The sequence below is a fragment of the Pseudomonas sp. F8002 genome, assembly GCF_013385495.1.
Classification (GTDB): Bacteria; Pseudomonadota; Gammaproteobacteria; order Pseudomonadales; family Pseudomonadaceae; genus Aquipseudomonas.
Window position 1 is genome coordinate 63,721 of the sequence record NZ_JACAPW010000033.1, and the last position, 14,098, is coordinate 77,818.

2 protein-coding genes are annotated in these 14,098 nt (G+C 63.5%); both read left to right on the top strand.

Features of this window, described 5'->3' with window-relative positions:
- Positions 1–191: 191 nt before the first annotated feature.
- Positions 192–12,560: a non-ribosomal peptide synthase/polyketide synthase gene (locus HX811_RS24545; RefSeq protein WP_177047746.1), complete on the top strand. Its 12,369-nt coding sequence runs from the start codon at positions 192–194 to the stop codon at positions 12,558–12,560.
- 2 nt (positions 12,561–12,562) lie between these two features.
- Positions 12,563–14,098, top strand: a 1,536-nt coding sequence (locus HX811_RS24550) for a condensation domain-containing protein (protein WP_256344461.1), incomplete at its 3' end; no start/stop codon positions are given.

Sequence of the window (14,098 nt, forward strand, 5' to 3'; positions counted from 1 at the left end):
CTAAATGTAGTTGCAATTGATGGGTTACGTCAATGATAGGACAGCTGCGCCGAGCCTCTCGGTGTTTGATGTAACCCTTGATGACACCGTGGTCTGCGCCCCCAATCCCCCGCTAATTTTTCCCTTCCGGATTCGTTTTATAGGGACGACGTGCCTTTGTGCTTCCTGCCTATTGCCCCGGATCCCAAGAAATGAACGCTGAAGACTCCTTGAAACTTGCTCGCCGGTTTATCGGGTTGCCCCTGGAAAAACGCCAGATGTTCCTCCAGGCGCTACACAAGGAAGGGGTGGATTTTTCCCGGTTTCCGATCCCGGCAGGGGTGGAGGCCGAGGATCGGCAGGCGCTGTCCTATGCGCAGCAGCGGATGTGGTTTCTGTGGCAACTGGATCCGGCCAGTGGCGCCTATAACCTGCCCGGCGCGGTACGGCTCAAGGGCGCCTTGAGCCTGCCGGCGATCGAGCAGGCGTTCGCCAGCCTGGTGGCCCGCCATGAAACCTTGCGCACGGTGTTCCAGTCCCAGGCGGACGAGCGCCTGTTGCAAGTAGCTATGCAGTCGCCGCTGGTCGTTGAACAGCTGGACTTTAGCGCCCTGGCACCCGCCGAGCGTGAGCAGGCGGTGATGCAGGTCGCTACCCGTCAGTCGCTGTTGCCCTTCGACCTGGCCAACGGCCCGCTGCTGCGGGTGCAATTGCTCAAGCTGGCCGAGCAGGAACACGTGCTGCTGCTGACCTTGCACCACATCGTGTCCGACGGCTGGTCGATGAACGTGCTGATCGACGAGTTCATTCGCTGCTACGACGCCCATGAGCGCAACGAGCCGCCGCAACTGCCGGCCTTGCCGATCCAGTACAGCGACTACGCCCTGTGGCAGCGCCGCTGGCTGGAGGCCGGCGAGCAGGCTCGTCAGCTGGAATACTGGCAGGCACGCCTGGGAGATGAGCACCCGGTACTGGAACTGCCCATCGACCATCCACGCCCGGCGATGCCCAGCTACCAGGGCACCCGGCATGACTTTGCGATTGATCCGGCGCTGGCTGCGCAGTTGCGCAGTTGCGCGCAAAAACACAATGTGACCTTGTTCATGTTGCTGCTCGGCGCGTTCAGCGTGCTGCTGCATCGCTACACCGGGCAGGGCGACATTCGGGTTGGCGTGCCGATTGCCAACCGCAACCGCAGCGAAGTCGAAGGGCTGATCGGTTTCTTCGTCAATACCCAGGTGTTGCGCACCGAACTGACCGGGCAAACCCGCGTCGACGAATTGCTGCAAGGCATCAAGGAACACGCACTGGGCGCCCAGGCCCATCAGGAATTGCCGTTCGAACGCCTGGTAGAAGCCTTGAAAGTCGAGCGCAGCCTGAGCCACACGCCGCTGTTCCAGGTGATGTACAACCATCAGCCGCAAGTGGCGGACATCGCCGCGGTCAACACCGCCTCCGGGCTTGAACTGTCCCTGGTGCAATGGCAAGGCCGTACCACCCAGTTTGACCTGAGCCTGGACACCTACGAGAAGTCCGGCACCCTGCACGCCGCGCTGACCTATGCCAATGACCTGTTCGACGCCGCCACCATCGAGCGCATGGCCCGGCACTGGCTCAGCCTGTTGCAGGCGATGGTCGCCGATGGCAGCCAGCGCATCGGTGAACTGCCGATGCTCGCCGCCGCAGAGCAGCACGTGCTGGTGCATGACTGGAACCAGACGGCCGAAACGTACCCGACCGAACGTGGCATCCACCACCTGATCGAAGACCAGGTACAACGCACTCCGCACGCCGTTGCCCTGGTGTTCGGCGCGACGCAGTTGACCTACGCGCAGCTCGACGCGCGCGCCAACCAGTTGGCCCATGCCCTGCGCGAGCAGGGTGTTGGCCCGGACGTACTGGTGGGGATCTGCATCGAGCGCTCCATCGAAATGGTGGTCGGCCTGCTGGCGATTCTCAAGGCCGGCGGCGCCTACGTCCCGCTGGACCCTGAATACCCCCGCGAACGCCTGGCTTACATGATCGAAGACAGCGGCATCGGGCTGCTGCTCAGCCAGCAGGGCCTGCTGTCGACCTTGCCGGTCGACGGCATCCACGTCATCGCACTCGACCAGGCACAAGGCTGGCTCGACGATTACGGCCGCGAGCCTCTGGCCGTCAACGTGCACGCGCTGAACCTCGCCTATGTGATCTACACCTCCGGCTCCACCGGCAAGCCCAAGGGCGCAGGCAACAGCCATCGTGCGCTGGTCAACCGCCTGTGCTGGATGCAGCAGGCTTATGGCCTGGATGCCAGCGACGCAGTGTTGCAGAAAACCCCGTTCAGCTTTGACGTGTCGGTGTGGGAGTTCTTCTGGCCGTTGATGAGCGGCGCACGGCTGGTGGTCGCAGCACCCGGCGAGCATCGCGAGCCGGCTCGCCTGATCGAGACCATTGGCGAGCACGCTATCACCACGCTGCACTTCGTACCGTCGATGCTGCAGGCATTTATCCACGAGCCGGGCGTGCAGGCCTGCGCCAGCCTCAAGCGCATCGTATGCAGTGGCGAGGCGCTGGCGCTGGATGCGCAGTTGCAGGTGTTCGCCAAGCTTCCGGGCGCCGGGTTGTACAACCTCTACGGCCCGACGGAAGCGGCCATCGACGTCACCCATTGGACCTGCATCGACGAAGGTGCCGACAGCGTGCCCATCGGCCGCCCCATCGCCAATCTGGGAACCTACATCCTCGACGCGCAACTCAACCCTGTGCCGGCAGGTGTCAGCGGTGAGCTTTACCTCGGTGGCACCGGGCTGGCCCGTAGTTACCACCGCCGCGCGGCGCTCACCGCCGAGCGTTTTGTGCCGTGCCCGTTCAATGACGGTGCGCGGCTGTACCGGACCGGCGACCGGGTGCGCCAGCGCGCCGACGGTGTGATCGAATACCTCGGCCGCCTCGATCATCAGGTCAAGCTGCGCGGCCTGCGTATCGAGCTGGGTGAAATCGAGACCCGCCTGATGCAACACCCGCTGGTGCGCGAGGCCGTGGTGCTGGTGCAGGGGGGCAAACAGTTGGTTGCTTACCTGGTGCTGGAGGGAGGCGAGCCTGCCACGCCGTGGCAACCGGAGCTCAAGGCGTGGCTGTTGAACGGCCTGCCGGAATACATGGTGCCCACCCACCTGATGCCGCTGGTGAAATTGCCAGTGACCGCCAACGGCAAGCTCGACCGCAAGGCCTTGCCGTTGCCGGACGCTGCGCCGCAGCAAGCGTTCGTGGCGCCACAGGATGCATTGCAAAAAGCCCTGGCGGCGATCTGGGAGGATGTGCTCGGTCTTGAGCGCGTCGGCCTCGAAGACAACTTCTTCGAGCTGGGCGGCGATTCGATCATCTCCATCCAGGTGGTCAGCCGTGCGCGGCAGGCCGGCATCCGCGTCAGCCCGCGTGACCTGTTCCAGTACCAGACCGTGCGCAGCCTGGCACTGGTCGCCACCCTCGATAAACGCTCGGCGGTGGATCAGGGGCCGGTGAGCGGTGATGCCGTGCTCGGGCCGATCCAGCAGCATTTCTTCAGCCGCGGGATGCCGGTGCGCGAACACTGGAACCAATCGCTGCTGCTGACTCCCCGTGAGGCCTTGAATGTGCAGTGGCTCGATACAGCGCTGACGCACATCATCAATCACCACGATGCCTTGCGCCTGCGTTTTACCGAAAGCACCGAGGGCTGGCAGCAAAAACACGATGCTCCAGTGGCCAGCGCTGATCTGTGGCTACGCGATGCCGAGTCGGCGGAACACCTGAATACCTTGTGCAACGAGGCGCAGCGCAGCCTTGACCTGCAAAACGGCCCGCTGTTGCGAGCCTTGCTGGTCACGCTGGCCGATGGCAGCCAGCGCCTGGCGCTGATCGTTCACCACCTGGTGGTCGACGGTGTGTCCTGGCGCGTATTACTGGAAGATCTGCAGCAGGCTTACGAACAATTGGCGGCAGGCGGCGGCATTGAGCTGCCGCCGAAAACCAGTGCATTCCAGGGCTGGACTGCGCGGCTCGAACAGCAAGTGCAGCGCTTCGATGAACAACTGATGTACTGGAAAACCCAGCATCAGGATGCGAAGGATCTGCCGTGCGACCGACCTGACGCCAGCCTGCAAAATGCGCAGGGTGAAAAAATCGAGTGGCGACTCGACGCCGCACGGACCCGTCAGTTGCTGCAACAGGCGCCCGCCGCGTACCGCACTCAGGTCAATGACCTGCTGCTCACCGCGTTGGCCCGCACCATCAGTCGCTGGAGCGGTCAGGCGGGCACGCTGATCGAGCTTGAAGGCCATGGCCGCGAAGACCTGTTCGATGACATCGACCTGAGTCGCACCGTGGGTTGGTTCACCAGCCTGTTCGCCGTCAACCTCACCGCCAGCGATGACCTCGACGGTTCGATCAAGTCGATCAAGGAGCAACTGCGCGCGGTGCCGGACAAAGGCCTGGGCTATGGCGTGCTGCGTCATCTGGCGGCCCCGGCAATACGCGCCGAGCTGGCGGCACTGGCGCCTCCGCGGATCACCTTCAACTACCTGGGCCAGTTCGACCGTCAGTTCGACGACGCGGCCTTGTTTGTGCCGTCTGCCGAAACCAGCGGTGTGGCACAGGATCTGGCGGCACCATTGGCCAACTGGCTGACGGTTGAAGGCCAGGTCTATGGCGGCGAACTGTCGATGAGCTGGGGCTTCAGCCGCGAGATGTTCGACAGCGCGACAGTGCAGCAACTGGTGGACCGCTATGCCAGCGAGCTGCATGCACTGATCGAACACTGCTGCACCTTGCCGGCTGCGCAAGCCACGCCGTCGGACTTCCCGCTGGCGCGGGTGACCCAGGCGCAACTGGATGCGCTGCCGGTGCCGGCCGGTCAGCTCGACGATCTCTATCCGCTGTCGCCCATGCAGCAAGGGTTGCTGTTCCATACCCTGTACGAACAGGCGGCGGGTGAGTACATCAACCAGTTGCGCGTCGACGTGCAGGGCCTGGATCCCGAGCGTTTCCGCGCCGCTTGGCAGGCCAGCGTCGATGCGCAAGACATCCTGCGCAGCGGTTTCGTCTGGCAGGGCGAGCTGGCGCAACCGCTGCAGATCGTGCACAAGCAGGTGCAACTGCCGTTCGCCACCCTGGATTGGCGGGCCCGCGACGATCAGCCGGCGGCCCTCGCGGCGCTGGCCGATGCCGAGCGAGCGCAAGGGTTTGACCTGGCCTGTGCGCCCCTGCTGCGCCTGGTACTGGTGCAGACCGGCAGTGACCAATGGCACCTGATTTACACCCATCACCACATCCTGATGGACGGCTGGAGCAACTCGCAGTTGCTCGGCGAAGTATTGCAGCGCTATAGCGGCCGCACACCGGCGAATGCCGGCGGCCGCTATCGCGACTACATCGCCTGGCTGCAACGTCAGGACGCCCAGTTGAGCCAGGACTTCTGGAGCGAACAACTGGCCGCGCTGCAAGCGCCGACCCGGCTGGCCCGCGCGGCCACCGCAGGCGCGCGCCAGAGCGGTCACGGCGACCATTACCTGACGCTGGACGAGCAACGCACCCAGGCGCTGGAAGCGTTTGCCCGCCAGCAGAAAATCACCGTCAACACCCTCGTGCAAGCCGCGTGGCTGCTGTTGCTGCAACGCTATACCGGGCACGAAGCGGTGGCGTTCGGTGCGACCGTGGCTGGACGTCCGGCAGACTTGCCCGGCATCGAGCAACAGGTCGGCCTGTTCATCAACACCCTCCCGGTGATCGGCGCACCGCGTCCCGATCAAAGCGTCGGCCAATGGTTGCAAACGGTACAGGCGCAGAATCTCAGCCTGCGTGACTTCGAACACACGCCGCTGGCGGACATCCAACGTTGGGCCGGGCAGGGCGGTGAAGCGCTGTTCGACAATATCCTGGTGTTCGAAAACTATCCGGTAGCCCAGGCGCTGAGCCAGGCCGGGCAGGGGCTGGTGTTCGGCGATGTGGGCAACCTGGAGCAGACGCACTACGCGCTGAGCGTGGCGGTGACCCTCGGCCGGCAGCTGGCGTTGCATTACAGCTTCGACCGCGGCCAATTCGCGAGCGAGGTGGTCGAAGGCATCAGTGCGCATTTGCTGCAACTGCTTGAGCAGTTTGCCGAGTCGGCAGAACGCAACCTGGGTGAAATCGCCCTGGCAAGCCGCGACGAACAGGCCCGCCAGCAAGCGCAGAACCATCCACAGCCGTACCCGGTGGACATCGGCGTGCATCAGCGCATTGCCACCCTGGCGGCCGAGCGCCCGCAACGCACAGCGGTGATTTTCAACGATCGGCAGTTCAGCTACGGTGAAATCGACCAGCGCGCCAACCAACTGGCCCACGCGCTGATCGCCCGCGGCGTTGGCGCTGAAACCCGTGTGGGTGTGGCGTTGCCGCGCAGCGAGTCGGTAATTGTGGCGTTGCTGGCGGTGCTCAAGGCCGGCGGCGCTTATGTGCCGCTGGACACCCTCTACCCGCGCGAGCGCCTGGCCTACCTGATCGAGGATTCGGGGCTGGCGCTGCTGATCAGCGATTCGTCGGTGTCGGCGCAGTTGCCGGTTGCCGAATCGGTACCCTTGCTGGAGCTGGACCGTCTTGATCTGCGTGAGCAGTCGATCAAGGCACCCTCGGTGCAGCTCGACCCGCACAACCTTGCGTATGTGATCTACACCTCCGGCTCCACTGGCAATCCGAAAGGCGTCAGCGTTGCCCACGGTCCATTGGCCATGCATTGCCAGGCCATCGGCCAGCGCTATGAAATGCGCGACAGCGACTGTGAGTTCCACTTCATGTCGTTCGCCTTCGACGGTGCCCACGAACGCTGGCTGACCAGCCTGACTCACGGGGCTTCGCTGCTGATTCGCGACGACACGCTGTGGACGCCGGAGCAGACCTACAACGCCATGATCGAACACGGCGTGACCGTGGTCGCGTTCCCGCCGGTGTACCTGCAACAACTGGCCGAACATGCCGAGCGCGTCGGCAATCCACCGAAGGTGCGCATCTATTGCTTTGGCGGTGACGCGGTGCCGAACGCCAGTTTCGAGCGGGTCAAGCGTGCGCTCGATCCGGACTACATCATCAACGGCTACGGCCCGACCGAAACCGTGGTCACCCCGCTGATCTGGAAGGCCGGTCGCGAGGTGCCGTGCGGTGCTGCCTACGCGCCGATCGGCAGCCGCATCGGTGACCGCAGCGCCTATGTGCTCGACGCCGACCTGAACCTGTTGCCCCAAGGCATGGCCGGTGAGCTGTATCTGGGAGGCACCGGCCTGGCCCGTGGGTACCTCAACCGACCGGGGCTGACCGCCGAGCGTTTTGTCGCTGACCCGTTCAGCGCCGCTGGCGGCCTGCTTTACCGCACAGGCGACCTGGTGCGCCAGCGCACCGACGGCACGTTCGACTATCTGGATCGTATCGACAATCAGGTGAAGATCCGCGGCTTCCGCATCGAGCTGGGTGAGGTCGAAGCGGCGCTGCAAGCCCTCCAGGGTGTGCGCGAAGCAGTGGTCGTGGCCCAGGAAGGCAGCGCCGGCAGCGGCAAGCGCCTGGTGGCATACGTGGTCGGCGATTCAACCCGTGCCGGTTTCAGCGAAGACCTGCGTGCGCAGCTCCAGGCTTCATTGCCGGCGCACATGGTGCCGGCGTATGTCTTGTCTCTGGAACGCATGCCGCTGACACCGAACGGCAAGCTGGATCGCAAGAACCTGCCCAAACCGGATGTCAGTCAACTGCAACAAGCCTACGTCGCTCCGCGCAACGCGCTGGAGCAGCAACTGGCGACGATCTGGCAAGACGTGCTCAAGCTTGGGCAGGTGGGCATCAGCGACAACTTCTTCGAACTGGGTGGCGATTCGATCATTTCGATCCAGGTGGTCAGCCGTGCGCGGCAGGCGGGGATTCGCTTCAGCCCCAAAGACCTGTTCCAGCACCAGAGCATCCAGGCGCTGGCCGTGGTCGCACAGACCGGTGAGACGCTACCGTCGATCGATCAGCGACCGGCAACCGGCACCACGGTGCTGTTGCCGATTCATCAGCAATTCTTCGCTCAGGAAATACCCGATCGTCACCACTGGAACCAGTCGGTGATGCTCAAGCCGGCGCAGGCACTGGATGCACACGCACTGGAGCAGGCGCTGGAGGCTTTGGTGGCGCATCACGACAGCTTGCGCCTGGATTTCGTCGAACGGGCTGACGGCTGGTCGGCACACTACCGTGACGCCGCGGCGCACACGGATCAAACGCTTCTGTGGCCAGTGGAGGTTGCGGACCTCGCAGCCCTTGAGGCAGTGGGTGACGAGGCCCAGCGCAGCCTGCAATTGAACGGTGGCTCGCTGATACGCGCGGTGCTGGCGAACCTGGCGGACGGCACTCAACGGCTGTTGCTGATTATCCATCACCTGGTGGTCGATGGCGTGTCGTGGCGGATTCTGTTCGAGGATCTGCAGAACGCTTACCGGCAAATCCTTTCAGGCGCAGGTGTGCAGTTGCCGGCCAGGACCAGTGCGGTCAAGGCCTGGGCGGCGGCATTGCAGGACTACGCCACAACCCCTGCGCTGCAGGCCGAGCTGGGTTTCTGGCAACAACAGTTGCAGGGCGCTTCGCCAGCCTTGCCGTATGACCGTCCGAACGGCGGGCAGCAACATGATCAGGCCCTGACCTTGCGTAGCAAGCTGGACCGGGCCCTGACCCGCCAGCTGTTGCAGGATGCGCCGGCGGCCTATCGCACCCAGGTCAACGACGTATTGCTGACCGCGCTGGCGCGGGTGATAACGCGCTGGACCGGTGACGACAATGCGTTGGTGTTGCTTGAGGGGCACGGTCGCGAAGACGTGTTCGAGCACATCGACCTGACCCGTACCGTGGGCTGGTTCACCAGCGTGTTCCCGGCGCGGCTGTCGCCGGTTGCGGATCTCGCTGGGTCGCTCAAGCAGATCAAGGAGCAGCTGCGGGCAATTCCGCATAGGGGCATCGGCTTCGGCGCACTGGCGCACCTGGGCGATGAACAGACACGGGAGTCTCTGCAAGCCTTGCCGCTACCGTGCCTGACCTTCAACTATCTCGGTCAGTTCGACGCCAGCTTCGATGCCGCCGCCGACGCCCTGTTTGTGCCGACCGGCGAATCCGGCGGTGCAGAAGTCAACCTGCAGGGACCGCTCGGCAACCCGCTGGCGCTCAACAGCAAAGTCTTCGGTGGTGAACTGGACCTGAGCTGGACCTACAGCGGCGCGATGTTCGATGCCGCGACCATCCAGCGCCTGGCCGATGACTATGTGCAAGAACTGACGGCGCTGATCGGCCATTGCTGCGACAACGCCAACCGGGGAGTGACGCCGTCGGATTTCCCGTTGGCGCAACTGTCTCAGGCCCAACTCGATGCGTTGGTTCTCGAACCTCAAGGCATCGACGACATCTACCCGTTGTCACCGATGCAGCAGGGCATGCTGTTCCACACCTTGCTCGAACAGGGGAATGGCGATTACATCAACCAGATGCGCCTGGATATCGATGGCGTCGATCCGCAACGCTTCCGCGCGGCCTGGCAAGCCGTGGTGGATGCCCATGACATCCTGCGTACCGGGTTCATCTGGCAAGGCAATCTTGAACAACCGATGCAGGTGGTACAGCGTCAAGTGCAGGTGCCGTTCCGTGTGCTCGACTGGAGCGGTCACGCCGATCGGGATGCGGCCCTGCAAACCCTGGCCGATGAAGAGCGCGCCCAAGGCCTGGACCTGAACTGCGCACCCTTGATGCGCCTGGTACTGGTACGCACGGCGACTGATCGTCATCACCTGATCTACACCAACCATCACATCCTGATGGATGGCTGGAGCAGCGCGCAGTTGCTCGGCGAAGTGCTACAGCACTACAGCGCAGAAACCGTGGCACGACCCGTTGGCCGGTATCGTGATTACATCGCGTGGCTGAAGCGGCAGGACGCATCGCTCGGCGAAGCGTTCTGGAAGGAGCAGTTGCACGCCCTGGATGAACCGATTCGCCTGGCGCAGATGTTTGCCCGTCCGGCGCAGGGCATTGCCACCCACCTTTACGCTCACCACCACCTGCACCTCGATGAGCAGCAAACGCGCCGTCTGGGCGACTTTGCCCGAGAGGCGAAAGTCACCGTCAACACTGTGGTCCAGGCAGCGTGGCTGTTGCTGTTACAGCGTTACAGCGCAAAGTCCTGCGTCGCCTTCGGCGCAACCGTGTCGGGGCGCCCGGCGGACCTGGCAGGCGTCGAGCAACAGATTGGCCTGTTCATCAACACCTTGCCGGTCATTGCCAGCCCGCGCCCCGAGCAGAGCCTGGGGGATTGGCTGCACAGCGTCCAGGCGCAGAACCTGGCGTTGCGGGACTTCGAGCACACCGCGTTGTTCGATATCCAGCGCTGGGCGGGGCAGGGCGGTGAAGCGCTGTTCGACAACATCCTGGTGTTTGAGAACTATCCGATTTCAGAAGCCCTGGAGAAAGGTTCGCCTCAGGGCCTGCGCTTTGGTGCCGTGGGTAATCTGGAGCAAACCAACTACCCGCTGACCCTGCTGGTGGGCCTGGGCGCCGAGCTGACCGTGCAGTTCAGCTATCAATGTGCGAGCTTCACACCTGTGTCGGTGGAGCAGATCGGCGTGCACCTCAAACGTCTTCTGCTGCAAATGAGCAGCGATGCCGCACGCCCACTGGGTGACCTCACGCTGTTGGACCCGAGTGAAACCCGCGAGCAATTGCAGGACTGGAACGCCACCGCAAGCGCCTACCCGGGCGAGCACTGCATTCATCGTCTGTTTGAGGCGCGGGCACGGCAGACGCCGGATGCCACGGCGCTGCTGTTTGCTGATCAGGCGCTGACCTACGCTCAACTCAATACCCAGGCCAATCGCCTGGCGCATCGTTTGATTGAACTCGGTGTCGGCGCTGACCAACCGGTGGGTATCGCCCTTGAGCGTGGGGTGGACATGATCGTCGGGCTGCTGGCGATCCTCAAGGCCGGTGGCGCCTACGTGCCGCTCGATCCGCACTATCCGGTGGATCGCCTGGCCCACATGATTGAAGACAGTGGGTTGCAGTTGCTTCTGACCCAGGCATCGTTGCTGCGCCAGTTGCCGATTCCGGCAGGGGTGCACACCGTCTTGGCGAGTGCAATGGATGAATCGGTCAGCCCTGAACAGGCGGCCAATCCGCAGGTGTCGGTGGACGGCGATAACCTGTGCTACGCCATTTATACCTCGGGCTCTACCGGCAAGCCCAAGGGTGTGATGGTACGCCATGGTGCCCTGGTGAATTTCGTTGCCAGCATGGCCCGCGAACCAGGCATCGAGGCAAGTGACCGCCTGCTGTCGCTGACCACCTTCTCGTTCGATATTTTCGGCCTGGAACTGTACGGCGCGCTGTTCAGCGGTGCGGCCGTGGTGCTGGTGGACAAACAGAGCGCCCACGACCCTGAAGCATTGCTGGGGATTATCGAACAGCAGCAGGTCAGTATCGTGCAGGCCACGCCGTCGACGTGGCGCATGTTGCTTGAGCATCCCATGGCCGAGCGTCTTGCCGGACGCACATGCCTGTGTGGCGGCGAGGCATTGGCCGAGGACCTGGCCGAGCGCTTGCTGGCGGTCGCAGGCCCGGTCTGGAACCTCTATGGGCCCACGGAAACCACGATCTGGTCGGCGGCTTATCCACTGACCACAGACAAGCGCTTGCCTTACCTCGGCCGGCCGATTGCCAACACCTCGCTGTACATCGTCGGCGAGCACTTCGCGCCGAACCCTGTCGGGTTGATCGGTGAATTGCTGATTGGCGGTGATGGCCTGGCGCGCGGGTACCACGAGCGGCCGGCGCTCACCGCCGAACGCTTCCTGCCGGATCCATTTGGCAATGGCACACGGCTGTACCGCACCGGTGATCTTGCGCGACATCGCATCGACGGTGTGATCGAGTACATCGGCCGGGCAGACCACCAGGTGAAAATTCGTGGCTTTCGCATCGAGTTGGGAGAGATCGAAGCGTGCCTGTTGGCGCAGGACGCGATCCGCGAGGCGGTGGTGGTGCCTCAGCAAGGGCCGGGTGGCACGCAGTTGGTGGCCTACCTGATTGCGGCCGGTACTGAGGCGGCCGAGGCGCAGTCGCTGGTGGCGCTGCGCGACGAGCTGAAGGCGCGGCTTGCCTGCGACCTGCCGGACTACATGATTCCGGCGCACTGGATGCTGCTTGAGCGCTTCCCGCTGACGCCCAACGGCAAGCTGGACCGCAAAGCCTTGCCGCTGCCCGACGCCAATCAGTTGCTGCGGGCCTATGTGGCGCCGCAAGGGGCGCTTGAGCAGAGCGTCGCACAGATCTGGCAAGAGGTGCTCAAGCTTGCGCGGGTAGGGCGCGACGACAACTTCTTTGAATTGGGCGGGCATTCCTTGCTGGCGACCCAAGCGACAGCCCGCCTGCAAATGGAGCAAGGCGCAGCCGTGCCCCTGGACCTTTTATTTCGAACCCCATCGCTGTCGGAGTACGCCGCGCAACTGGCGGTGCACCTGACACCTCACTCCAGCGAAGACTTGAGTGAGATGCATGATTTCCTGGCAGACCTGGAGACCCTTTGAAAATGACTCAGCTCGATAACCTGTCTCTGGTTCAGCGATTCATCCGTTTGCCGCTCGCCCAACGGCAAGCGTTCCTGCAAAAGCTGCACAGCAAAAACATGAGTTTTGCCGCGTTGCCGATTCCGGCGATGCGTGACGAGTTCGAGCATATCGGCCTGTCCTACGCCCAGGAGCGCCAGTGGTTCCTCTGGCAATTGGACCCTCACAGCGCGGCCTACCATGTGCCGACGGCGCTGCGGTTGCGCGGTGCACTGGACGTGCCGGCGTTGCAGCGCAGCTTCGATGCATTGCTGGAGCGCCATGAGGTGCTGCGTACGGTGTTTGTCGACGGGCCGGAAGGGCCGTTGCAGGTTGCGCACGCGTGCCTGAGCCTGCCGGTCACGACGGTGGTGCTGGAAGCGGTGCCGGACGCCGCAGCGCTCAAGGCGTTGATTGACACTGAAATCACTGCGCTGTTCGACTTGCAGCAGGGCCCGTTGTTGCGGGTCAAGCTGTTGCAACTGGCACCGGACGACCACGTGCTGGTGCTCACCCAGCACCACATCATTTGTGACGGCGCATCGGCGCAGATCATGGTTCACGACCTGGTCAAACTCTATGCTGCCCACAGCACTGGCCAGGCGCCGGACCTGCAGGCGCTGCCGATTCAATACGCCGACTATGCGATCTGGCAGCGCAAATGGATGGAAGCCGGCGAGCTTGCGCGGCAATTGGGCTACTGGACCGAACGCCTGGGTGATGGCGGTGAAGTGCTGCCTTTGCCTGCTGACCGCGCCCGTCCGGCGGTGCAGAGTTACCGCGGTGCGCGGCTGGACCTCGCCATCGATGCCGGGCTGACCGAACGCCTCAAGCGCGTGGCCCAGCGCGAAGGCTGCACCTTGTTCATGCTGTTGCTCGCCTCATTCCAGGTATTGCTGCACCGTTACAGCGGCCAGTCGGACATCCGCGTGGGCGTGCCGGTGGCCAACCGCAACCGTCTTGAAACCGAAGGCCTGATTGGTTTCTTCGTCAATACCCAGGTGCTGGATGCGCGGATTCAGGGGGCAATGCCTTTCGATCAATTGCTGGCGCAGGTCAAGCAGGCTTCGCTGGGCGCCCAGGCTCACCAGGATTTGCCGTTCGAGCAATTGGTGCAAGCCCTCGCACCGGACCGACACATGAGCCACAGTCCGTTGTTCCAGGTGATGTTCAACCACCAGAGCGGCGATGCCGCCCAAGCGTTGCAACTGCCAGGCTTGCATGTCGAGAGCCTGGATTGGAGCTCGCACACGGCGCAATTCGATCTGACCCTTGGCACGCACGAGACCCGGGGCGCATTGGCCGCCACATTCACCTATGCCACTGATTTATTCGACACTGGCACCATCGAACGCCTGGCCGCTCACTGGCTGAACCTGCTGCAAGGTATCGTCGCCGATCCGCAACGGCGCATCGGGGAATTGCCGCTGCTGGACGCGACCGAGCAACAGCACAACATCGCCCAATGGAACCCCGGCCCGCGCAGCTTCCCAAGCGGCACCTGCGCCCATCAACTGATC

Coding starts and splice junctions, on each gene's coding strand:
- HX811_RS24545 (WP_177047746.1), top strand. CDS start 192: ATGAACGCTGAAGACTCCTTGAAACTTGCTCGCCGGTTTATCGGGTTG.